Origin of the sequence: Candidatus Methylomirabilis sp., from assembly GCF_028716865.1 — a bacterium.
Lineage (GTDB): Bacteria > Methylomirabilota > Methylomirabilia > Methylomirabilales > Methylomirabilaceae > Methylomirabilis.
In genome coordinates this window covers 1-22,990 of the sequence record NZ_JAQUOY010000002.1, presented here as the reverse complement: position 1 = coordinate 22,990, position 22,990 = coordinate 1, and the positions used below count along the sequence as shown (strand labels likewise).

Below are 22,990 nucleotides of genomic sequence, written 5' to 3'. Positions count from 1 at the left end.
GATATCATGCGACGTTTACCCCGAAGAATCGTCCCAGCTTCTCTGCAAGATAATCCAGATGGGCCTGATCCAGTCCCGGATATATACCGACCCAGAAGGTCCGGTCGGTGATCCTGTCGGTATTGACCAATTCGCGGATAACTCGATATGGACGCCCCTGGAAATACGGTTGCCGGGTCAGGTTGCCCGCAAACAGCGGTCTGGTGCCGATTCTATGCTGATCGAGATATCTCATCATATCGAGTCGGTCCACACCGGTCTCTTCGCGTAGGCTGATCGGAAAACCAAACCAGGAGGGATCGGCTCCGGGCGTTGCCCTCGGCAGGATCAGGAACTCTTCGAGGCCGGTCAATCGCTCTTTGAGATAGCGGAAATTGCGCTTACGAGCCTCGATGAACTCAGGTAGTCGATCCAACTGAGCCAAACCAATCGCTGCCTGCATATCGGTAATCTTGAGGTTATAGCCAAGGTGGGAGTAGGTGTACTTGTGGTCATACCCGAAAGGTAAGTCACCCCACTGCCAACTGAAACGCTTGCCGCAGGTGTTGTCCTTACCGGGGTCGCAGAAGCAATCTCGGCCCCAGTCGCGAATTGATTCAAGGATAGGTTTCAAGTATCCGTTGCTGGTAACTACTGCGCCACCCTCGCCCATCGTAATATGGTGCGCAGGATAAAAGCTGAGCGTGCCAATGTCACCAAAGGTGCCCACCGGCTTACCATCATATGTTGAGCCAAGGGCATCGCAGCAGTCCTCGATCAGCCAAAGGTTATATTTCCTGGCTACACGCAGTACCTCGCCCAGCTCAAAAGGATTCCCTAGGGTATGGGCAAGCATGATGGCCTTGGTTTTCTCCGAAACCGCCGCCTCAATCTGTTCAGGGTCGATATTGTAGGTGGAGATGTGCACGTCCACAAACACAGGCACCGCGCCGTGCAACAAGATAGGATTGACCGTCGTGGGGAAGCCGGCTGCCACAGTGATCACCTCGTCGCCCGACCTGATGGCCCGCTCTTCAAGCCTCGGAGACGTGAGCGCGGACAATGCGAGCAGATTGGCGGATGATCCGGAATTCGTCGTCAGCACGTGCCTAACTCCGAGAAATGCGGCAAGCCGCCTTTCAAACGCATCGTTGAAACGGCCGCTAGTCAGCCAACCGTCCAGAGAGGCGTCAACCAGGCACTGCAATTCCCTTGCCCCGATGACTTTGCCGGATGGCGGTATCGGCGTAATACCGGGCATAAAGTCCCGATCCGCAAAGACCTGATTCGCGTATACCTCAACTAAATCGAGTATGTTCTGTCTCAGTTCGATTGTATTCATGTCGGTTCTTGGTGGTAGAAACCATATCCCCGGAAGATGCGAGGTATGCAGCAACCTGGGTCAACGTCACCGTGCGCATATCTGCGTGATCATGGTAGGCTCGGTACCACTGCACGATCTTTTGCAGCGCCTGCTCCAACCCCCAACGGGGGTGCCAACCCAGCCTTGCCTTGGCTTTGGCGCAGTCCAACTTAAGGTACTGCGCTTCATGCGGCTGATGCGGGTCACCGTCGAGTCGCCAGGATGCATCTGCGCCCCATAAGCCGGCTAGACGGTCTACGACCCACTCGACAGCCCTGACATCGTCGTCATCTGGTCCGAAGTTCCACGCTTCAGCAAACGCCGCTCCATCCTCCCAGAGGTACTTTGCAAGCATCAGATAACCACCTAACGGTTCAAGTACGTGCTGCCATGGTCGAACCGCCTCAGGATTGCGAATGCTCGCCGGACGTCTCTCCAGGAAAGATCGCAGGGTATCCGGAATAAGCCGATCCTCTGCCCAGTCACCGCCGCCGATCACATTACCCGCCCGTACTGTAGCCAACGCCACGCCATGGCGACCATACTCGGCTGATTTGAAAAACGCGTTTCGGTAGGCGGCAGAGATGAGCTCCGAACAGCCCTTACTGCTGCTGTACGGATCGTAGCCGCCCACGGATTCATCTTCCCGATAACCCCATAACCATCCACGGTTTTCGTAACACTTATCGCTGGTAACATTGATTACAACGCGTACGCTGCCGACCTGTCGGACCGCCTCCAGTACGTTGACCGTACCCAAGACATTGGTTGTGTAGGTCTCTACAGGATTTGCATAGGAATACCGCACCAACGCCTGAGCGGCCATGTGGACGACAATCTCTGGCCTCGCTACTCGCACCGCAGCGGTAATCTGTTCCGGGTCGCGCACATCGCCTATAATGGAAGCCGTCATGAGATTGTCGATGTGGGCCAACTCGAATAGGGAGGGGCATGTAGGTGGCGGCATCGCAAAACCCGTCGTCTCGGCTCCCAGCAGATGCAGCCATAGACAGAGCCAACTTCCCTTGAAACCGGTATGGCCGGTAATCAAGACCTTCTTTCCCTGCCAGAATGTGCGATCCGCTACCACGCTTTCCATGGCGCCTTGCCGCTTGCCCATAATTCTTCGAGACAGTATTTGTCCCGCAGAGTATCCATTGCCTGCCAGAAACCGCGATGCTCAAAGGCCATCAGTTCCCCCATAGCCGAAAGCCGAGCCAGCGGGTTTCCTTCCCATATCGTAGCGTCATTCTCTATCAGCTTCGTAACCTCCGGCGAGAGGATGAAGAACCCGCCATTGATCCGTCCTCCGTCGCCACGGGGCTTTTCTGTAAAGCCACACACTCGTTCTTGATCCAGATCGAGCGCTCCAAAGCGTCCAGGCGGCTGGACCGCCGCAACAGTCGCAAGCCTGCCATGTGTCCGATGAAACGCCATCTCGGCGGACAGGTCGATATCAGCAACCCCATCACCATATGTAAAGTAAAACGCCGCTTCATCTTGCACATAGTCGGCGACACGCTTCAAGCGTCCGCCGGTCATCGTCTGTTCGCCCGTGTCCACCAGGGTCACGCGCCAGGGTTCGACATGGTTGTGATGCACTTCTACGCGATTATGGGCCAAATCGATCGTGACATCAGAGCGGTGCAGAAAATAATTGGCGAAATACTCTTTAATCATATAGCCTTTATAGCCCACGCAAATCACGAAGTCATTCACGCCATGAGCTGAATACAGCTTCATGATATGCCAGAGAATCGGTTTACCCCCGATCTCTACCATCGGCTTGGGGCGACCGACCGTCTCCTCACTCAGCCGCGTACCCCCTCCTCCAGCCAGAATAACTGCTTTCATCGTCGTCACGCGCCGCAATGGCGGGCCACGTCCTTTATTGTTCGGTTAGTCACTTTGCATTGCAGTGGATGGCAGAGAAACCGTTGGAAACATCACGCCGTTATGGGTCCCTACTCAGCACCCTCGCATCCTTCCCTGCCGATATCATCATTGAAAACTAAGGCAAGCTATGTGCCACAAGAAATAATGGCAATAGAGGCTGTTAACTCATTGACAATGCTGAGACTGACCTGTTTTTGGTACTGGTCAGATCGGACAGCGGCTATTTCCATACCATCAGGTGGGGCAAATTTTGCCGCTAGGCCAAAGGCACCTGCTGAAGAGGGCAATTCCTTGTGGGCGCACTCCTGTAACCGCTTGATACTACAGTCTCGACACGTTTATTATTGATGTACGATAATCCGAAGCCTTCGGGGTCGAGCGTCCGAGCGAATCTTCAGGCGTGAGCAGGCTTAGCGCGTGGCTCTGCGGAAGCTGCTCATCCAGGATGCGACGGAGTCGTTTGAGGATCGACGACTGCCGCCTGGCAATCACCTCAAAAAGCTCTCAGGGGATCGATAGAGTCACAACTATAGACGCGCTTTAGATTGGAGGTTGAGAAGGACCGCCTGGGGGACTGACTGCAAAAGGAAGTCGCGACTTACCGCGCTATTTGACTGGAAGGTAGAGCCTGTCGTCAAGTCTTGCGGAGCAAGCGATTCAGGCAGCAAGAGATCTTGTGGATGCCATCAAAGTCTTACTTCGATAGGCTAAGGTGAAGCTGGCCCAGGGCCTTGCGATTCAGAAAAGAATCCTACTCGGTCGAGGGCTTCTTGGGTACGGCTGATCCTGGAAAGATAGCGCGGAGCCGTTCACTCAGCGCGCCAACTTCTGAATGCCCGACCCTGCCGGCTCGGAGGTTCTCCTCTCGAATCCGCTCATAGATCTCGCCCCGATGGATCGTGATCGAAGGCGGCGCCACGATACCGAGGCGGACCTGCGAGCCCCGAACCTCCAGGACACTGATCACGATCTGTTCGGCAATCGTGATCTCTTCGCCCACCTTCCTGGTCAGGATCAACATCGCGGCTTATTCGTGTATCCGAACACTCCGTTTAACCTGCCGCGCCCATCACCTTGCCCGTAGCGCCGCTGCGCTTCTCGCGGTCAGGTTGAGTCGGTTGTTAGGCCAAGACAATTTCCGCACGATACTATCGATGCAGCTTGTCATACTCTGAGTAAAGAGTATTTTCTTCTTTTCTTACTCTCTGACTGAGATTCATATAAAGACGGCCAAAATCTCTCGCAAACTCAAGCCCTGAGCCTCCGTTCGAATATTTATCGACAAAACTCAATGCCTCTGTTGAGATCGTCTCCATTTCACGAGCAAACAGGTCTAATGTACGCTTCAGCGAGTCATTTTTTTCAGCCTCCTTTTTCAGGACTGGATATAATTGTTCATCTTCTGTCTTGAGATGCGCAAGCAGAGCGGTTCGTGCCGAACGTAGTTTATCCTGTCCTTCTTTTGAGCCGACACCCACCTCTTTTGTCTTGTTGAGGGCATCCACGATGATAACGTGTTCCCTTTTCAGTCTTTCTACCAACATGGACATGGCATACCTCCTTCTGCGTTGATGATTGCTACCTGTTCAGTTATTTCGTCTTTGGGAGCGACCCAACCAGCGGATAGTGCAAGGGATACGTCCCGTCCGGAAGCACTACCTGTCGGCCAAGCCGTCGCGTGAGGTTCACACAGATCGGGGCCATGAGGTTGACCGCCACGTTGTCGCCGCCACCATCGAACGTGACAACCACGAACAGCTCCAGTTCCTCCACAGACCTCACCTCAAGCGCCTCCAGATCCGATGATGGAATGGGTGGCGAATAGTCGCTCAGGAATTCGGCGGACCGGAGCAACGGAAGGGCGACGTCGGCCACGTCTAGGGCAATCAAGAGCGTGAGCGGCTCCAGCCCCTCCCGCTCACAAAGCAGAAAACGGCTCAGATCCTCAAAGCCCGGCAGCCCCTGCGGAAAGTGGAAGACAGCCTGTTCAGTTGCACGGAGGCCGCTCATCGCAGACCCCTTATCGTGATTAACGGTGATCTCGTTGTTCATCATCGCCCGATGCTATCGCAGGAAATCGATAAGGTTGATCTGCACAACCTTAGAGGCCGCTGCCAGAGCCGCCTGATAAACATTCTGCGCCTGCTGGAACTCGATGGAGGCCTCAGCGATGTCGGTGTCCTCGATCTTTGAGAGCCGACCTCGGAGGGTGAGCAGGTCGCTTTGCGACCGCTGTTGGATGTCGCGTATGCGGCCGATCCTGGAGCCGACATCAGCGCTGACGACACGCACCTGATCGACGGCGGTATCGAGATTGGTCAGGTTCAACTCAACGCCCGCGACATTACCCGCCCTCAATTGATCACGGACCGCGATCAACAGCGGAAAGATATCCACCGTTTGGGGAGAGGTCGAGGTGAGAACCGTCGAGCCGGGGACATTGACCACGACGGTCAACCCGCTGGGGAGTGAGGCGTCCACTTGGCCGGCGATCCCCGTTCCCAAGGAATTGGCCGAGACGGCGGTGATGTCGCCGTTGGCATTGCGAGTGGCGGTAAAAGGGGCCACACTGGTCTGCGTTCCGCCGAAGAGGTAGCCGTCTATCGAACGCGCGTTGGCGTCGGCCAGCAACTGCTCCAGCTTCTGGTTCACCTGAGTGGCCAGGTTCTGCCGGTCTGAGTCGGTCAGGGCGCCATCGACGCCCCGAAAGGCCAGGTCCTTCACATCGCCGAGCTCCGAGAGGATGTCCGTCAATACCCCCTGTGACGCCTGCAGCCTGGCCTCGGCTTGATCAGCGTTGCGCTGGGCTTGCAGGAGCTGCGCCAACGATTCATGGAGAGAGACGGCCAAGCCGGCGCCGATCGGATCGTCTGAGGCGGTCGCCATCCGTTTTGAGCTGGCCACCTGACGCTGCAGTTCGAACAGGCGATTGGCAGATCTATTGATATCGGCCGTCAACTGGTGGAAGATCGTATTGCTTGTGATGCGCATCGACGTCTCTCTATCTCCATCTCGGCTCTCGGTCAAACGCCAGCCATCGCTAACGGCCGAGCTGATTTATCAGCGTCCCCAACAAGTCGTTCACCACGGTGGTAAAATGGGCCGCTGCCTCATACGCCTTCTGGAAGCGAATCAGATTGGTCATCTCCTCGTCCAAGGAGACCCCAGAGGCCTGGTCCCGGCGGCTGGTCAAGGAGTCTGCCACCGTCGTACCCAGGTTGACTGACCGCTTCGCGCCTGCCTCCTGCTCGGCGAGGTCGCTGACGAGGTTGCTCAGGTACCCGCTAAAAGTGCTATTTGACAGCGAAGCTATTGAGTTGTTCGGAAGCTGGGCGAGCGCCAGCGCATTGCTGTTGTCTCCAGGGTCGAAGAGGCCCGACGTCAAGTTCGGCGTGGCCGCCGCAATCATTCGGGCATCCGCCTGGATCGAGTTGCTCACCGCGATAGTCTGCGCATCATTGCCGCTGAGCAAGCCGTGCAGACCCAGCGCCACCAGGGTATCGCTGGTATCGGCGGTCAGTGTGAACGTTCCACCTGCGGGCGCCGTGATGGTGAGCTTGTTGCCAGCCCCCACAGTTGCCGTAAGACCTCCCACTCCACTAATCGCGGTAGCCAGGGTGGTAAGTGTAGTGGTCCCCGCGGTAACGGTGATTGTCCCAGAGGCTGTCACCACTCCGCTGGAGTTGTACACGAACACCTTGAAGGTGCCGTCCGTCGGCGTGAAGGGGAGGCCTGCCGCATTCAGGGCCGTCGTCGGACTTGCCACGGCGTTCTCACTCGTAAGCGTACTCAATCCCTGGAGGCCAATCCCGCTCGCGTGCAGCCGGTTGATCTCCAGAATAAGGTTCTTCGCCATGGCATCCAACTCAGACTGAAACCCCTTGACGAAACCGGTGGCGGAGTTCCTGGAGTTGAGCAACCCAGCCAGCCTCCCACCGCCAGGCGTCATCAGGTTGCCGCCGAGGAACAGGCGGAGACTGTCGGGGTAGGTCGGATCAGCAGCGTTAAAGGCCTGCGCCACAATCGGCACACTGGTCTGCCCATCGACAAGCGTCAGCCCACCTCCGACCGTCACCCGGACCTGGCCGCCGGTTTCCTCGACCACAGACCCGCTCACGAGCTTCGAGAGGTCATCCAACGCCTGATCCCGCTGATCCCGCAGGTCGTTGGCCATCCCGCCCTCACCCTCAGACATCGCGATCTGTCGGTTCAAGTCGGCAATCTGTTGAGCCAGTCCATTAACCTGTTTGACGTCCACCTGAATCTCGTTATTGAGATCGACCTTGAGGCTCTCAAGCCCGTCGTCCAGGCGGTGAAATTGGTCCGCCAGCGCACGGGCCTTGTCGCGGACCACAGTCCGAACCGCGAGATCGGTCGGGTTGTTGGCCAAGTCCTGGAACGATGCGAAGAGCGCCGACATGGCGTTGGCGAGGCCGTTGTCGGACGGCTCGCCGACCAGCCCCTGAATCTGTGTCAGGGTCGCCTCCTCCGCCTCCTGTTGACCAAGGGCCTGGTGCGCGTCCCTGAACTGGCTATCCAGCAGCAGGTCTCGGAGTCTGGTAACCTCCTTGATATCCACGCCGGTTCCCAGCAAACCCGCCTGACCCAACGAAAACGGTATCGTGGGTGCCATGTCTACGCGCTGCCGGGTGTAGCCTGGGGTGTTGGCATTGGCAATGTTGTGGCCGGTAGTCTGGATCGCCGCCTGCTGCGCCTGGAGCGCCTTTCTGGCCATCGTAAGGGATGCCAAGAGGCTGATCACGCGTGATTCTCCTCAGACCTGGCTGTTCACTGTCGAAAATGGCGGCGACTGGGCCGCGACACTACCATCCCCTTGATAAAGCGGGACGGGGGTCACCGCCGACGTGAGAAACGACAGCGAACCCCTGACATACGCGACCGACCGATCCAGCAGCGCTGTGTTCCAGTCATTGTCCTCCACCAGCCTTGTCGCGAGAAAGGCCAGCCGATTCAGGAGCGCCCGGTATGATGTCGCATGCGAGGCGGGGACGAGATCGGCGAGGCGGAAGAGGGTCAATTCCACCATGGGAATGCCGTACATGGCGCTCACCTTGGTCATCAGGGCAAGGCGGGCTTCTTGTAAGATCTTCAGTTCAAGCACCAGGGTCTCTTTCCGCTTCACTAACTCGGACAGCGCCTGAAGGTTGCCATCGACGATCAGGCCCCTCTCCTGACGGAGGAGTCGGAGCAGCGCCTCGTACTTCTCGGTCTCTTGCCCGAGTACTTGAGCCACATCTTCCAGCAGCATCATCACCTGTGATAACATTTTTTGAAGCTATCAGCTTTCGGCTATCAACTCATAGCTGAAGGCTGCTTGCTGATCGCTATCAGCTCCCCATCGCGCTAGACAAGCTGATCAAACAGCCCCTGCCCGAGCATCTTTGCGGCGACCGCCTCACCCCTCACGTTGTACGCCCCCTTCTGGATCAGGCTCTTAAGCTCAGTCACCTTTTCGAGGCGGACCTCTGGCGAGGCGGCTAAAAGCTGCCGAGCCTGCTGCAGTGCCCTCGCTGCCCCCGAAAGTTCGACGCGATCGGCGGACGCCTCACGAGCCGGGGTAGGCTCCTTCGACTCTGACCGCTCCGCTGCATCCTGAACGCGGTTAAGGTGGGGATTGATATTTGTGTTGTCACTACGGTTTTCGATTTTCACCGTCGTACTCCTTCAAGCGGGGAGACCCCATGTCCCCCTCTTTTAGTAGAATCGGCAGGTTGCGAGGGCGCCTTGAGCTGATTTTCGTGTGAATTCAACAGGCTCACCACAGGGTCCTGGGCCTGAAGCATCCCACGCAATTGCCGCTCCAGCATCTTCCCAACACCGATACCCCCACTGCGGGCGATCGCCTTGGCGACCTCATCGGTGAACAACTGCTGGTAGAGATCGTGCGAGAGCCCGCCGGCAAGAGGAGTAGCCTGCCCACTCGGTCGCGCCTCCTTAAGGAGTGAGGCGATCAAGATCGCCTCAAATTCCTGGGCTACTTCCTTGAGCTTCTGCTCTGTCGGCCGCGCAGGTTGTTGCGCGGCATGCGGTCCCGGTGATATCCCAGTGAGTTCCATTTTGAGTTTTCAGTTTCGAGTGTTCAGTACGTTACAGAATTTCTATTTCGCCCTGCAACGCGCCTGCCGCCTTGATCGCCTGCAGGACCGCAATGATATCCCGCGGCGTGACCCCCAGGGCGTTGAGCGCCTTGACCAGATCCCCGATGCTGACGGCCTCATCGACGAGGTTAAAACGGTTCTTGCCCTCGTGGACTTCCAGTTCGGTCTGAGAGACGACGGTCGTTTTACCTTGAGAGAGAGGGGCCGGCTGAGACACCTGTTGCTCCGCCCGGATCTGCACGCTGAGGGCGCCGTGGGCGACAGCCACTGTGGAAATGCGTACCTGACTGCCCATGATGATCGTCCCCGTTCGCTCGTTGACCACAACCTTCGCCGACATGTCAGGCACCAGGCTCACCTTCTCGACGGCGGCGATCAGTTCGACCGGATTGGACAGATACGAGTCGGGAACCCGGATCTCAACCGTAGAGGCGTCCTTCGCCCTGGTTTCAGCCCCAAGCGATTTCTCGACTGCCTGGGCCATGCGGAGAGCCGTCGTGAAATCGGGGTTGTTGAGCACAAGCAAGAGCTGTTTGGCCTTCAGAAAATCCGTGGACGACTCCCGCTCCACGATCGCGCCATTGGGGACTCTGCCGACGGTCGGATGGTTTTTCTGGATCTTCTCGCCTGCCCCTCCCGCCTCGAAGTTAAACCCCCCGATCGAAATCGGGCCCTGCGCGACAGCATAGACCTGACCGTCGGCGGCCTGAAGGGGGGTGAGCAACAGGGTACCACCCTGCAGATTGGTTGCGTCCCCCACTGACGAGACCGTCACGTCCAGGGTACTTCCCCCCTTTGCGAATGGCGGTAGCTTCGCCGTCACCATGACCGCTGCCACGTTTTTCAGCGTGAGGCGCTCTGCCGGTATGGTAATCCCAAGCTTCTTGAGCATGCTCACCACAGCCTGGATCGTAAAGGTGACCTGTGCCCTGTCCCCCGTCCCGGCGAGCCCAACCACCAAGCCGTATCCAAACAGCTCGTTCTCCCGGACCCCTTGGACTTTGGCGATATCCTTGATCCTCGCCTCGGCCATGGCCGCAGCCGGCAGGGCCGCCACCGCGAACATCATCAGGACTGAAGCAACAAGTCGCCTAAAGTCGACCAGCGATCGCGCGAGCATATCCCATAGCCTCAGTACAGGAATAGCCAATCGGCGAACCGGTTCAGGAGGCCGGGACGCTGTTTCTCCGCCAGCGCGCCCTTTCCTTCAAGAACGATCTCCGCGTCGGCGACCTGTGTTGATAGGATCGTGTTGGCAGGGGTGATGTCCTCCGGACGGACCATCCCACTGACGGCCAGATATTGGGTCTCGTCGTTGGCCAGGACCGCTCGGCGGCCTTCAATGATCAGATTGCCGCTCGGCAGCACCTTGACCACCCGCGCCGCCACCTTAGCCGTCACCTCGTCGCTCCGGGTGACAGACCCCGATCCTTTGTGCTCGTTTGTGCCTTCGAAGGCATATTTCGTCTTGTCCCCCAATGGCAGTCCGAAGAGGCTGGATAGATTAGCGGAATTGGTAGACTCCTTCTTGGTGTTGGTCTCGGCCTGGCGATTGAGGGCGCTCGATTCCGTCACCAGGACCGTGACGATGTCACCCGCATGTCGAGCCTTGCTGTCAATGAAGAGGAAACCGGGCCCGATATCACGCCAGAGCGACTCCCCGGAAGACTTCCCTGCCAGCATGAGGATCAGAAACCCGCTCGCAGAGGCCGCGATCCACTTGTTCATGCCGATTGCGCCTCCCTTCCCTACAACCCGACCCGGACCGTCTTATCGCTCTCCACTTTCCCGAGGACCTCTCGGCCTGAAGCCGTATTTTTTACCCGAACGAGCTGTCCGACCTTCCCCCCCTCCTGGGCAATGCCTTTGGCCGTCACGAGGAGACCCGGAGTCTCGACCATCACGTTGACGACATCCCCTTTCTGAATGAGCGGCGGCAGTTCCACCGCATCGGAGGCCACCACGTCCCCCATAGCCAACATTCGGGTCGTTCTCCGGCCTACGACCAGCGCGAGGTCCTGAAGCGGCTCATGCTGGACCAGACCGATGTCCCGCCGCTCGAGACGCACATCCGTCGTCTTCACCACCGCATGACGGGGTAGAGGGTAGCTCGCGACCACCACCTCGCGCATGAGCGATAACCGAAGGGTGAGCGACATCGTCCGGTAGAGTCGTCCATCGACCCAAGCCTCCACAGCGACCTGGATCGGCCCGAACCCGACCGACGTCGGACGAGGCCTGGCCAGAAGCTCAATCTCTCCGGGCGGCACCACGAGGTCCGGCGGGAGGGTATCAGGACGAACGGTGATCTGTTCCAGTTCCCCCTCCCGCCCTCTGAGGACCGCCGACTTGGCGGCCTGGAAGAGCGCGTCGCTCCCAATGATGCGATGCGCTCCCGCAATCACTACTGCGTGAGGCGACTCGATCCGGATACCGGTGGGGTCGATCTTGTACTGGCGCAGCTTGATCACGATCAGTTCGGGATCAAACGTCCTGGTGAGACCCGGCGGCGGCGCCTGTCCGACCGGAAGGTCCTCAAGCGCGTCTGCTAACGACCGGTTCGACGAAGCAATCTCGGCAATATCTTTGAGGAAGATCTCCTTGCCCTGCACTGTGGCTGACTCTCTCACCCTTATCACCGCCCGAGGGGTAACCGCCGTATTCTCAACGGGGATGCCTTGTCGCGCCTGAGCCGGCGGCGCGATGGCAATCACGATCGCCAGCAGTACGGCACCCATTCCTGCTGGCCAGTTCTCAGTGACTCTCGAACCTTGTGCCCCGGACATCACACCCATTATCTCCTGATGTTGTTGGAGACCTGGAGCATCTCGTCGGCCGCCTGGACCGCCTTTGATCCGGCCTCATAGGCTCGCTGGCTCATGATGAGATTCACCATCTCCTCCACCACCTTGACGTTGGAGAGCTCCAGAAACCCTTGGCCGATTGTTCCTAGACCCTGGGTCCCAGGGGCGCCGCTAGTCGGGTCGCCGGAGGCAGACGTTGCCAGGAAGAGGTTTCGACCCGCGCTCTGCAGACCGGCCGGGTTGATGAAACGACTGAGTTCGATCGTCCCGATCTGTTGGCTGGCAGTCTGCCCGGGGATGGTCGCCGACACGATACCGTCAGAACCGACATGGACACTCATCGCCTGCGCGGGGATCGATACCTCGGGCTGCAGTGCGAAGCCGTCAGATGTCACGACCCGCCCGTTGGCATCACGCTTGAAGCCACCGGCGCGGGTATAGGCAATCGTCCCATCAGGCCGCAGGACCTGAAAGAACCCGTCACCCTCGATCATCAAGTCGAGTGGGTTCTCGGTCTGCTGCGGATCGCCCTGGACGTAGATCCGTTGGGTTGCTACCGGCTTGCTCCCGTGGCCGACCTGGATACCGACCGGGATCTCCGCGCCGCTTGCTGTAGAAGCCCCCGCGGGCCGATACGTCTGGTAGAACAGGTCCTGAAAATCGATGCGGCTTCGCTTGAACCCGGCCGTATTCACGTTGGCCAGGTTGTTCGCAATGTTGTCCAGGTTAAGTTGCTGGGCCTGCATCCCGGCTGCGGCACTGAACAATGCTCGAATCATTGGATTTCCTCCGTGTTTAGCGTTCGTAACTACTCAGGTGTTTAGGCTGAAGGCTGAAGACTCTTAGGTGGTTCCCCTTCAGCCTATCCTCCTTCAGCCTTCAGCCTATATCCTGCCTAACTCCCCAGCCGCCAGGCTCAGGCTTTGGTCAAGCGCCTGAATTGCCTTCTGATAGGCCTCCGATGCGCGAAGCGATACCATGACCTGCATCAGCGCACTGGCTGCATCAACGTTCGATCCTTCCAGGAATCCTTGACGGATCTCGGCCTTTTCCCCAGTGGGGGGCTCCGGGGCGCTCGGCTTGAGGGTAAAGAGGCTGCCGCCTTCCCGGATAAGGGTAGCGGGGTCGGGATCGACGATTCGCAGGCGATCAACCTCCCGTCCTGCCACCAGGATCCGCCCACTGCTGTCCACTGAAAATCGTCCGTCCGGAAGCTGAATCGCCCCTTTCTTACCCTGAACGCGGTCCCCATCCAGGGTCTGAAGATACCTGTTCGCGTCGATAGCGAAATTGCCGGCCCGGGTGTAGCGCGTCCCTCGCGGCGTCTCCACAACAAAGTAGCCGGAACCGCTGTTGGCCAGGTCCATCGGGTTCTCAGTCTGCCGGATCAGGCCGCGGCCAAAATCGGTCACGCGGCGACCGATCCTGACCGGTCGAGGACCAGTCTGAAGCCCCTCTGTCAGGAAGGCGGGTTGGAGAGGTCCCCTGGCCCCTTCTTCGATGATCTGGAGATTGCCTTTGAACCCGGGGGTTCCCGCATTCGCGAGGTTCTGCGACAACACCTCCATCTTTGCCATCTGAGCCACCATGCCGGACGCTGCCGTGTACAGCCCACTCACCATCGTATCGTCTCCATCGCGAGATTGCAGATCCGACGACTTCTACTCCCTGTTTACGTACCTGCCTTAGGATGAAGCAAGCCGTGTGCCACCGACTTTTCAGAGAATGGAGCCGCAATCACCGATAGATAGGGGGCGATTCAGGATAGGATCGCTGAGGGAGCGGAAAAATTTGCCGAGGCGTCCTGGTCGTCCGGAAGAGCATTGTCGAGTCGGAGGCGCCGATCGATCAGATAGACGCTGCCCGGCTCGGCCTTGGCGGCGGCCTTCAGTTCAGCGGCGCGCGCAATAAGTTGACCCACATGGTCAAAGCCCCGGTCTTCGCTCGGGATCACGGCGATAGAAAGCGCCATAAGCGGAAAGCGGCAGAGGCGACCCTGACGATCCTTCAGCAGAAGAAAGCCCTGACGGCGATCAGTCTCATCATAGAGGGATGGCGCGATCAGATCGAAGTTTGCGATGATCTCCTCACAGGCCAGCTCGATCTGTTTGATCGGGAGGAGGAGGATAAAATCATCCCCTCCGACATGGCCGACAAATCCGGATCCCGGTCCCAAGTTGACGACGGCGTTCAAAACGATGCGAGCCGTCATCCTGAGCGCGTCATCGCCCCTGGCGAAGCCATACCGATCATTGAACGCCTTGAACGAATCGATGTCGAGGTAGGCCAGCGCAAACGACGAATCGGTATCGAGTCGCCGTTGGATCTCTTTAAGAATGGTATTGTTCCCAGGCAGGCGAGTGAGCGGATTAGCATCAAGATCGAGGCGCGACCGCAGGAGGCACAGACGGCTCCTGATACAGACCTCCCTCGGGCTGACGGGGGGCGCAATGAAATCGCTAAGCTGAAGCTCTGCCCACATCTCGACCCGCTCGTCGGCATCGGGCGGGAGCAAAAGAATAATCGGAAGCTGACGGAATACCGGCTCAGCGCGAATCATCCTGAGGATCGCTTCCCCCTCCAAAGCAGGCAGGTTCTCGCCCAAGATCACCAGGTCCGGGGGATCGGCGTACATCTGGCATAGAGCTTGGCCGGGGTGACCCAGCATCGTCACCTCGAACCCCTCACGCATCAACTGCTCGGTAACCTCTTCGATGCGGGAGCAATCCGGCTGAACGAACAGAATCTTCGCGTCGCGGTGCGTCATATTGCCGTCAGGGATAAACGGTGTTCGTTGATCCTGGGCTCCACGTCACCCGGGCTCAGGCAAAGGCCATGACGATCTCCTGCTCGTCAATCTCGCACAGCGTTTCCTCCACCTGTCCCATCGTCATGCCAAGCAGATTCCATGCCGCGTGAGAAAGCGGGAGAATCTTCGCATCTCCTGAATCGCCGATGCTTGCTGCGATGCAGAGGATATCCGCCAGATGGACGATGGCGGTGGTCAGTGGCGCCTCTCTGGCGAGGTGGGGGGCGTGGTGTAACGCGATAGGCTCGACCAGCTTTGCCGGCAGCTTCCACCCCTCGAGCAGCCATCGGCCGATCGCGGCGTGGGTCGTGCCCAGGACCTGCACCTCCGCATCAAGCATGAGGAGATTACGCCTCTTCGCCAGATCGATGATCGTCGCGAACTCCTCTGGCAGGTGTGCGCAGAGAACAATCTTCCCCAAGTCGTGCAGCAGACCCGCCACCACCGCCTCCTCAGGTTCGTGGAGCTTGACCTTCTGGGCCAGGATGCCCGCGATCCGCGCGGTCCCGATCGAGTGGTCCCAGAGAGGCTTGCGGTCCACACCATCCCCCCCTTCCTGCTGGAAGAGGTCAAAGACGGACGCGCTCATGGCGAGTCCTTTGACAACATTGAACCCAAGCAGCACCATGGCGTGCGTGATTGTTGAAACCGGCCTGGAGAAGCCGTAAAAGGCGGAATTCACCAACTTGAGGACCCTGGCCGAGAGGACTTGATCTTTCGCAATAACTTTCCCCACGTCTGCGACAGAGGTTGTCGGGCTTTCAACCATCGCGACAATCTTGGTTACCACTTGCGGCAGCGTAGGGAGAGTCGTAATCCGCTCGATCTTCGCTCTCAGGATGTCCGGGCTTATTGTCATTGGCAGGTCTCACTGCCGGCGCGGGCCCAAATCCGCTTTCGGACGATTTTCTGGATCTGTTGCATAAGCGGATCATGGCACACATCGGCGAATCGCCTCTCCAGTGCTCGCTCCATTTTCTTCGCTGCCTCCGCCGACAATCTCCCCTCGTCGGGCCCTTCCGCCTCTACCCAGACCTGCCCGATACTCTGAGCCTTCAATCGTTCGATCATTCGATCGGTCAGCGAAACCCCTGGCGCCAGCAGGATCCGCCCGGAGTCATGCATCACCGGCTTGGCTACCGCCATCCCCTCCGCCAGCAGGTCGATCGCAATCAGACGCATAGTTCGTTATCGCGTCTTCTGGCCGAACTCGGCCAGGAGCCGGTCCACCATCTCCTGATCCATCTCCCCGGATTTCGAGGCTGCGGCGAATTCCCCCAATGCCTTCCACTTACCATCCACCTCGTTCTCGTCTTGTCCATTCGGCGGGAGATTGAACAGGACTACCAGGCGCAGCAGTCGGTTCTCCACCTCGGTGATCAGAGCGATGCTTTTCTGGATGTGTTGGGCTGTGATGTCCTGGAATTCCATGGCCGACATGATCTCCAACGCCCGGCCTTGGGTACGGCTATGGCGCTGCCGTATCTCCGCCAGCGTCTGCAAGGCTGCTCCCCGTTGAGGATCGTGCGTTTGCTCTACCTCCAGCAGCGTCGCGAGCTGCCGAAGGCCCTTCTCCACCGCCATCTGTTCCTCTACCATTTGGTCAATCTCATTCAGCACCCGCATGGACGCCTGCTCTGTGGTCTTAACCACCTCCGACAGTTGCCCGCTCATTTGCGGCAGACTCCGCGAACTGCCCCCCACTGCCGGATCGAGTTGCTGCAGGTTATGCATGGTTTGATTGATATAATAGGCCAATCGGCCTATTTCACCCTTAGCCTGGACCGCGACGATCTCCCGAAACTTCCCGTCGGCCATTCTTCGGGCCGCCTCAACGAGTTCATGGAGATCGCCTTGCTGTTCCTCATTGTATGTATCACCTGACATCGCGTCCTCCCCCATCAATCCGCAAGGTTCCCATCAGTCGCTGATGACTATTTATGCTAACCGCTTAGGTGCTTAGGATGAAGACTGAAGCAACTGAAGAGTCATTCACCGCCCACCTTCAGCCTTCAGTCTATCCACCTGCGCGTTACGCTTTATGTCGGTGTCTGAATGTGCAACTCCACCCGGCGATTCCGTATATTGCCCCGCACAGGGTCGTTGGGCGCCAGAGGCTGATTGTCTGCCATCCCCCGAGCCGCCAAGCGGCCCGGGGGGAATCGATGGATCTCCACAAGATGCCGGATCACCGCAGTGGCGCGTCCAACCGACAACTCCCAGTTACTGGGGAAGATGGGCGACCGGATGGGGAGATTGTCGGTATGCCCCTCGACCTCAATGACATTAGGAACATTGAGCAGGGAAGGGGCGATCTTGTCCAGGATCCTTTTCGCCTCAGCAGAAAGGGTCGCACTGCTCAGATCAAAGAGGACGGTCTCCTGAAGGCGGAGGATGACTCCCTTTTCGTTTCGCTCAATCTCCACGCTCCCTGTCTTGATCTCTTCCTCCAACTGCACGCTCAACTGCTGCACCAGCATGCCTACCGTATCTGGAAACGGCAGCAGCTTCTCTCCGCCATCCCCCGCCCGTACAACCGATCGCGGCGGCAGCGGGACGCCAAAGGCTGTTCGGATCGATGAGACCATGTCGGTATATTTCTTGGCGTCCACCCTGGACGACGCGTATAGGATAATAAAGAAGGCCAGGAGCAGAGTGATCATGTCAGCATAGGTCAGCAGCCACCGCAGCCCTCCGCCTCCGTCATGTCCGTTTCCTACCATATCTAACCCTCAGCCATCGTGATCGGCAATCAGCCAGTTCATAGCTAACCGCCGATCGCTTCTCATGACGCCTTAGACGCGAAAAACGATCGGAGCTTCTGCTCCAGCATGTGGGGATTGAGCCCTGACTGGATCCCCAGGATTCCCTCCATCATGACTTCGCGCATATGGGTCTCCTCTTCGCTCTTGACTTTGAGATTCCCCGACATCGGAAGGAACAGGACATTCGCACTGAAGATTCCGTAGAATGTGGCGAGGAAGGCGACGGCGATCCCCCGACCGAGACTATCCGTTCCCTCCCCGAGCCTGCTCAGAACATGGACCAATCCCATGACCGTACCGATGATCCCCATGGTCGGGGCGTAGCCGCCCATGATCCCGAAGATCTCGATCCCTTTTGTATGGCGGGACTTCATCGAGTGGATCTCGGCCTGCATAATCTCTCGCACGATTGTCTCGTCCGCGCCGTCGATGACCAGTTCGAGCCCCTTGATCAGAAAGGGATCCACGCCTCCCGCAGGCATCCTATCCTGAAGCGCTAATACCCCCTCTTTTCTGGCCGTCTGGGCAAAGTCCACAAGGGTCGCGATCACCTCATCCGGTTTCAGTGATACCCCAGGGAACAGGGCCCGCTTCACGAGTCGCGGCAGCCTGAACATGTCTTGAAGCGAGGTGGTCACCATAGTCGCACCCATGGTCCCGCCAAAAATGATCAGAAAAGCCGAGAGGTTTAGGAATGCGCGCAGCTCTCCTCCGTCCAGCAGGACGGAGCCTGCGATCGCCAGGAATCCAATAGCAAGGCCACCCAGGATGCCGACGTCCATCACCCCCACCTCAGAGGACGAGCCTGATCCCCTGGGTCTGGCTGAACTCCCGAAACTCGCTGTCAAGCTGCTGGTCGAGGTTAATCACAGTCATCACGCCATCATGGTAGGTCGTCATCAGTTCCTCGTAAAGGTCCGCGAGCGTCTCCAGGAGATTCACATGAAGCTCCTTGACGCTTGTCAGGTCAAAAACGATCGCTTTCTTGCCGAGTTTGATCATGGCGATGACCTCCCGTCTCGCATCGTGCACCTTCTCGAGCGTCACCACACCATGCGGCCAGATGTACAACCCCACCTGGTTCCAGTCTCCAAACTGCAGCGGCTTTTTGCCACACTTCTGATGATCAACTCCGTTGATCACGACCCAGCCCTCCCGAGAGGCGCACGGACCCTGATAGGTACAGTACCGCCCCCGCTGGAAGGAACGAGCATACATGCAGCGCTCGATGAGCGTGTCCTTGGTCCGGCGTTGCTTCTCCTTCCCACCCTCCAACCGCTTCACGCAGTCGACGATGTGCGCTTTGATGTTATCGGCAGTATCGCCCACCGTCACAGCCCCATCAGCCTTCCGCTTAAACAGAGCCTCGGTGATCAGGTCGAGGTCGCTTTCATCGCCCGCGATCAGGAACGCGGCCTGATCCTGCTTTCGCCTCCGGTACTCGTCGAGAAGCGAGAGGGTAAACGGGCTCTTCACGTCGCCGAGAATCGCCACCGGCTTTTCACGGTGGATGGCCTCCAGCCCCTGGTTGGCCTCTTCCTCTCCCTCATAGATATAGGTCTCGCCCCACGTAAGCTTCTCCTCCATGGTGTCGGCTAACCCTTTGGAGAGCACAAGGATCGTACCGTAGAAGCGGTCTGTGTCCGGCTTTCCCAGGAGGTCGTCAACTCGATGGCCTAGGTCCTTCAGATCTAGGGGCTTCTTCAGGAATGCGGAGACGCCGAGCCCCCTGGCCTCCTGAACAGTCCCGATGTCGGGAAAGCCGGTCATCAGGACAAAGGGCACCTGAAGATTCAGCTTCCGGATCTCCCGGATCAATTCGAGACCGCTCGTCGCCGGAAGCCGCTGGTCCGTCAGCACCAGATCTACCCCCTGGCGCACATGCTGGAGCGCCGCTTGCGCATCCGGAGCCGATTTGACCCGGTGGCCCAGCAACTCCAGGTATTGCCCAAGCGACTCCCTGATCTGCTCATCATCGTCAATAACAAGGATCGTGTCCTTCCCCATCGATTATCGCTCCTCGCAACACACAGGATCTGACCGACGGCCAGCCCTCCTTTACCATCGCTGCTGCCCGGTGATCTCATTCAGCGCGTCGTAGCGATCTCAAACAGTGCAGATCCCGTGCCATGTAGGCTTTCGCGTCCCCCTGGGCCCTGAGACCAATCACCGCAACTATCTAGGTCCTGTCTACCGCGGAGTTTACGGGGACAGGCCAGGACGCAACGGAAAAATTTTCCGATACCACCGTTTACGCCTCTGCCAACTCCAGAGCCTTGCGGGCGATCAGGGGGAGGGCGATCACATGATCTGCAGCGCCCAGGGCGATCGCCTCTTTCGGCATTCCGAAGACGACGCAGGTCGCCTCGTTCTGGGCGATGGTGCGCGCCCCGGCCTGTTTCATCTCGAGAAGGCCCTTGGCACCATCCGCCCCCATCCCGGTCATAATCACACCGACGGCGTTCCGTCCCGCGCACTCGGCCGCCGATTCGAACAGGACATCGACCGAGGGGCGATGCCGATTGACCGGCGGCGCGGAGTAGACATTGACGAAGTATTGGGCGCCGTTGCGCCGCAGGGCCATGTGATAGTTGCCGGGTGCGATAAAGGCATGGCCGGCAAGCACGCGATCACCATCCTGCGCCTCCTTGACCCGAATCGTGCAGAGCTGATCGCAACGTTCCGCGAACGATTTTGTGAATTTCTCCGGCATGTGCTGAACGATGACGATCCCTGGCGAGTTTGCGGGCAACATCATCAAAAACTCCTTCAGCGCTTCGGTCCCTCCTGTGGATGCCCCCACGGCAATGACCCGATCCGTCGTTCTGATCATCGCCGCAGGAGCAGGCGCCAGGGCCGCAGCCTCCCGGATGACGGCGCTCGGTCCACACCTGCCCCGTGGAAGAATTCGCGCCGATGCCGCCGCGAGGACCTTGGCGACGATCTCCTCAGCAATATCATCCATGTGCTCACGAATATCCACTGTGGGCTTCGTGATGAAATCCAATGCTCCGAGTTCCAGGGCGCGGAGGGCCGTCTCGCACCCCGCCTCGGTAAGCGACGAGACCATCACCACCGGCATGGGGCGGGCTCGCATGAGCTTCTCCAAAAATGTGAGTCCGTCCATCCGAGGCATCTCGACGTCCAGTGTCAGGACGTCGGGATTCAGCGCTTTGATCTTCTCCCGGGCAATGAAGGGATCGGCTGCCGCTCCCACTACCTCGATCCGGTGGCCCCGCTGGAGTAGGACGGTCAGCATCTGGCGCATCAGCGCCGAATCGTCCACGATCAGTGCGCGAATTTTCTTACTCATCGCTCATATCTACCGGCTAGGCTTCAGCCATCAGCTCGTGGTTGGTAACTACCTAGGGATTTAGGCTGAAGACTGAGGGTTCCAAAAAGCCATTCAAAACTTTCTCGGGTCTTACCCCTAACAGCCTTCGGTCTTCAGCCTATCCACCTGAGTAGTTACCTTCAATCATCAAAGAGCGTAATTTCCCCATACTGTTTCGTTTCTCGCTCCGCCTGTGCCTCGTGATCCCGCTCCGCCACGGTCGTCAGTCTAGTCGCCCTCGAGAGGCGTTTCATTCTGACCTTTCCAGATCCGGTATCAAAGAGAACGTGCCGCGCAACACAGCCCCCCAGATCGTGGGCCAACAACGGGATTCCCTCTGTGCGCAAGAAGTTTCGAATAAACCGGATGTTCTGCTGCGGTACCCCGTTGACCGACTCGGCGATCTGCAAAACATGGCCCCCGCCGAAGACCTTGGCCTGCACCCGGGCGCGTTCCCCTCCCAGCTTCTGGATCTGTCCGATGAGCAGTTCCATGGCGTGGACACCAAACCGGGAGAGATTTCCGTCGGCGTCGCCATTCAGCGTGCTGGGCAACATGAAGTGATTCATTCCACCGACGCCGGCCACAGGATCCAGAAGACAGGCCGCGATGCAGGACCCCAACAGGGTCTTGATCACGGTCGGCTCCCCGGTGGCAAAAACGCCACCGATGTGAATGGTGACCTGGGCTTTGTGTCTCACGTAGTCGCCTCCGCTGTCCGTAGCGGCAGCAGTTCCTGCCCTCCGTGCTTTCGGTAAATGGTGTGGTGAAGAAAGGCAAACTGGTCGCTGATCCCATAGAGCGATTCAGAATGCCCCAGGAAAAGGTGGCCGTCATCCTTGAGATAGGTGGCAAAACGTTGCATCAGGCGGTGTTGTGTCGGCTTGTCGAAATAAATGATCACGTTCCTACAGAAGATGCAGTCAAAAACCGTCCTGATAGGCCACGGCTCCTCCAACAGATTTATCCGACGGAACGTCACAAGATTCCGCACCTCCCGAGTCACCTGCACCAGACCGGCCTGCGCTCCCGTCCCTTGTCGAAAATGGCGCTCCAAAAGGGGCCTTGGAATTTCGGCGACGCGTTCCTCCGGGTAGATGGCCTGCGCCGCTCGAGCCAGGACCTCCGTGTCAATATCCGAGGCCAGGATGCGGATATCCCAGGCCAGAAGACTTTCGATAGCCTCTCGCAGCGTAATGGCAATGGTGTAGGGCTCCTCGCCGCTACTGCACCCGGCGCTCCAGATCCGAATCCGCCGCTCCCCGCCCCGAGCGACCCGCGCCTTCAAGGCGGGTACGATTTCCTGTTCTAGGAATTTGAAGTGCCAGTTTTCACGATAGAAATCCGTCTTGTTCGTAGTGATGGCGTTCACAAAGTTTTCCAGTTCCGCCTCCCCTGCCTCGGCGTTCAGATAGTCGTAATATCTCTGGAAGGACGTAAGCCCAAGCCCTCGCAGTCGCTTGCTCAGCCGAGAACAGACCAGGTTCCGCTTGTGCTCGGTCAGGGCGATCCCGGTATGGGCTTTGACCAGGTCCTGAAACAGCCGAAATTCCTGATCGGAGATCGTGAACTCCGATACAGGTTGTGGCAGGGACCCGACTCCGGGTCGGTGATGTTCCATTGATTCCCTCATTAGTTCATATCAGCCGCTTCAACCGCCGCCAGCGTTACCCCTGTCGCCTGGCAGTCGTCACAGAACCTTCTCGACGTCCAACATGCGCGCGCCTCTTCTGACGACCGATCAAAACTCCTCGAACCCTTCGACCATGTTCAGGGCCGGCGTCCCGTACGCGGCATCAGTCCCGGTGGCCGCTGCCACTACCTTGGGCACCTCGGTCTTACTCTTCGCCTTGGCCTTCAGGGGGACGACCTTGCTCTTCGGTTCTGGGCGTACCGCGAATTGCTGAGAGCTGACCGCTGC

General features: G+C 58.5%; 27 protein-coding genes. All 27 read right to left on the bottom strand.

Annotated features, from left to right (window positions below; all coding sequences use genetic code 11):
• Positions 1-4 precede the first annotated feature (4 nt).
• Positions 5-1,321, bottom strand: coding sequence for a lipopolysaccharide biosynthesis protein RfbH (rfbH, locus tag PHV01_RS01255; protein ID WP_337289329.1), 1,317 nt, complete (start codon positions 1,319-1,321; stop codon positions 5-7).
• Positions 1,278-2,462 (bottom strand): CDP-glucose 4,6-dehydratase, encoded by a 1,185-nt coding sequence (rfbG, locus tag PHV01_RS01250; RefSeq protein ID WP_337289328.1) that lies wholly within the window; start codon positions 2,460-2,462, stop codon positions 1,278-1,280. The genes rfbH and rfbG overlap by 44 nt, the downstream gene beginning before the upstream one ends.
• The gene (rfbF, locus tag PHV01_RS01245; protein ID WP_337289327.1) at positions 2,426-3,196 is read right to left on the bottom strand and encodes a glucose-1-phosphate cytidylyltransferase; all 771 of its coding nucleotides are present in this window, start codon (positions 3,194-3,196) and stop codon (positions 2,426-2,428) included. The genes rfbG and rfbF overlap by 37 nt, the downstream gene beginning before the upstream one ends.
• 793 nt (positions 3,197-3,989) lie before the next feature.
• Positions 3,990-4,259, bottom strand: coding sequence for a carbon storage regulator CsrA (csrA, locus tag PHV01_RS01240; RefSeq protein WP_337289326.1), 270 nt, complete (start codon positions 4,257-4,259; stop codon positions 3,990-3,992).
• A gap of 127 nt (positions 4,260-4,386) precedes the next feature.
• Complete coding sequence (locus PHV01_RS01235) at positions 4,387-4,788, bottom strand: hemerythrin domain-containing protein (protein WP_337289325.1); 402 nt, start codon at positions 4,786-4,788, stop codon at positions 4,387-4,389.
• Positions 4,789-4,828: 40 nt separating this feature from the next.
• Positions 4,829-5,248 (bottom strand): flagellar assembly protein FliW, encoded by a 420-nt coding sequence (gene fliW, locus PHV01_RS01230; protein WP_337289324.1) that lies wholly within the window; start codon positions 5,246-5,248, stop codon positions 4,829-4,831.
• 54 nt (positions 5,249-5,302) lie between these two features.
• Positions 5,303-6,229, bottom strand: coding sequence for a flagellin (locus tag PHV01_RS01225; RefSeq protein ID WP_337289323.1), 927 nt, complete (start codon positions 6,227-6,229; stop codon positions 5,303-5,305).
• A gap of 49 nt (positions 6,230-6,278) precedes the next feature.
• The gene (gene flgK / locus PHV01_RS01220) at positions 6,279-8,000 is read right to left on the bottom strand and encodes a flagellar hook-associated protein FlgK (protein WP_337289322.1); all 1,722 of its coding nucleotides are present in this window, start codon (positions 7,998-8,000) and stop codon (positions 6,279-6,281) included.
• Between the two features lie 12 nt (positions 8,001-8,012).
• A complete protein-coding gene (locus PHV01_RS01215) occupies positions 8,013-8,510 on the bottom strand; it encodes a flagellar protein FlgN (RefSeq protein WP_337289321.1) in 498 nt (165 codons plus the stop codon).
• 92 nt (positions 8,511-8,602) lie between these two features.
• Positions 8,603-8,911, bottom strand: coding sequence for a flagellar biosynthesis anti-sigma factor FlgM (flgM, locus tag PHV01_RS01210; protein WP_337289320.1), 309 nt, complete (start codon positions 8,909-8,911; stop codon positions 8,603-8,605).
• Positions 8,908-9,315 (bottom strand): rod-binding protein, encoded by a 408-nt coding sequence (locus PHV01_RS01205; protein WP_337289319.1) that lies wholly within the window; start codon positions 9,313-9,315, stop codon positions 8,908-8,910. The genes flgM and PHV01_RS01205 overlap by 4 nt, the downstream gene beginning before the upstream one ends.
• Positions 9,316-9,346: 31 nt before the next feature.
• A complete protein-coding gene (locus PHV01_RS01200; protein ID WP_337289318.1) occupies positions 9,347-10,477 on the bottom strand; it encodes a flagellar basal body P-ring protein FlgI in 1,131 nt (376 codons plus the stop codon).
• 11 nt (positions 10,478-10,488) lie between these two features.
• On the bottom strand, positions 10,489-11,085 hold the full coding sequence (locus PHV01_RS01195; RefSeq protein ID WP_337289317.1) for a flagellar basal body L-ring protein FlgH: 597 nt from the start codon (positions 11,083-11,085) through the stop codon (positions 10,489-10,491).
• A gap of 20 nt (positions 11,086-11,105) precedes the next feature.
• The gene (gene flgA / locus PHV01_RS01190; protein WP_337289316.1) at positions 11,106-12,143 is read right to left on the bottom strand and encodes a flagellar basal body P-ring formation chaperone FlgA; all 1,038 of its coding nucleotides are present in this window, start codon (positions 12,141-12,143) and stop codon (positions 11,106-11,108) included.
• 8 nt (positions 12,144-12,151) lie between these two features.
• The gene (flgG, locus tag PHV01_RS01185) at positions 12,152-12,940 is read right to left on the bottom strand and encodes a flagellar basal-body rod protein FlgG (protein WP_337289315.1); all 789 of its coding nucleotides are present in this window, start codon (positions 12,938-12,940) and stop codon (positions 12,152-12,154) included.
• Positions 12,941-13,045: 105 nt separating this feature from the next.
• The gene (locus tag PHV01_RS01180; protein WP_337289314.1) at positions 13,046-13,783 is read right to left on the bottom strand and encodes a flagellar hook-basal body protein; all 738 of its coding nucleotides are present in this window, start codon (positions 13,781-13,783) and stop codon (positions 13,046-13,048) included.
• Positions 13,784-13,920: 137 nt separating this feature from the next.
• Positions 13,921-14,928, bottom strand: a complete 1,008-nt coding sequence (locus PHV01_RS01175) for a diguanylate cyclase (RefSeq protein ID WP_337289313.1) — start codon at positions 14,926-14,928, stop codon at positions 13,921-13,923.
• A gap of 55 nt (positions 14,929-14,983) precedes the next feature.
• Positions 14,984-15,829, bottom strand: coding sequence for an HDOD domain-containing protein (locus tag PHV01_RS01170; RefSeq protein WP_337289312.1), 846 nt, complete (start codon positions 15,827-15,829; stop codon positions 14,984-14,986).
• Positions 15,826-16,152 carry a hypothetical protein gene (locus PHV01_RS01165; RefSeq protein ID WP_337289311.1) on the bottom strand — a complete coding sequence of 109 codons (327 nt, stop codon included), beginning with the start codon at positions 16,150-16,152 and terminating at the stop codon, positions 15,826-15,828. The genes PHV01_RS01170 and PHV01_RS01165 overlap by 4 nt, the downstream gene beginning before the upstream one ends.
• A gap of 6 nt (positions 16,153-16,158) precedes the next feature.
• Positions 16,159-16,857, bottom strand: coding sequence for a protein phosphatase CheZ (locus tag PHV01_RS01160; protein WP_337289310.1), 699 nt, complete (start codon positions 16,855-16,857; stop codon positions 16,159-16,161).
• Between the two features lie 152 nt (positions 16,858-17,009).
• Positions 17,010-17,693 carry a flagellar motor protein MotB gene (locus PHV01_RS01155; protein WP_337289309.1) on the bottom strand — a complete coding sequence of 228 codons (684 nt, stop codon included), beginning with the start codon at positions 17,691-17,693 and terminating at the stop codon, positions 17,010-17,012.
• Positions 17,694-17,755: 62 nt separating this feature from the next.
• Entirely contained in the window at positions 17,756-18,517 is a 762-nt protein-coding gene (locus PHV01_RS01150; protein WP_337289308.1) for a flagellar motor protein, read from the bottom strand.
• A gap of 10 nt (positions 18,518-18,527) precedes the next feature.
• Positions 18,528-19,742 carry a response regulator gene (locus PHV01_RS01145; protein ID WP_337289307.1) on the bottom strand — a complete coding sequence of 405 codons (1,215 nt, stop codon included), beginning with the start codon at positions 19,740-19,742 and terminating at the stop codon, positions 18,528-18,530.
• Between the two features lie 244 nt (positions 19,743-19,986).
• The gene (locus PHV01_RS01140) at positions 19,987-21,048 is read right to left on the bottom strand and encodes a chemotaxis response regulator protein-glutamate methylesterase (RefSeq protein WP_337289306.1); all 1,062 of its coding nucleotides are present in this window, start codon (positions 21,046-21,048) and stop codon (positions 19,987-19,989) included.
• A 161-nt stretch (positions 21,049-21,209) separates the two neighbouring features.
• Entirely contained in the window at positions 21,210-21,770 is a 561-nt protein-coding gene (locus PHV01_RS01135) for a chemotaxis protein CheD (protein ID WP_337289305.1), read from the bottom strand.
• Positions 21,767-22,690, bottom strand: a complete 924-nt coding sequence (locus PHV01_RS01130) for a protein-glutamate O-methyltransferase (protein WP_337289304.1) — start codon at positions 22,688-22,690, stop codon at positions 21,767-21,769. Before PHV01_RS01130 ends, PHV01_RS01135 begins: the two co-directional genes overlap by 4 nt.
• Positions 22,691-22,810: 120 nt before the next feature.
• Positions 22,811-22,990: hypothetical protein (locus tag PHV01_RS01125; protein ID WP_337289303.1), on the bottom strand; the 180-nt coding region annotated here is incomplete at its 5' end.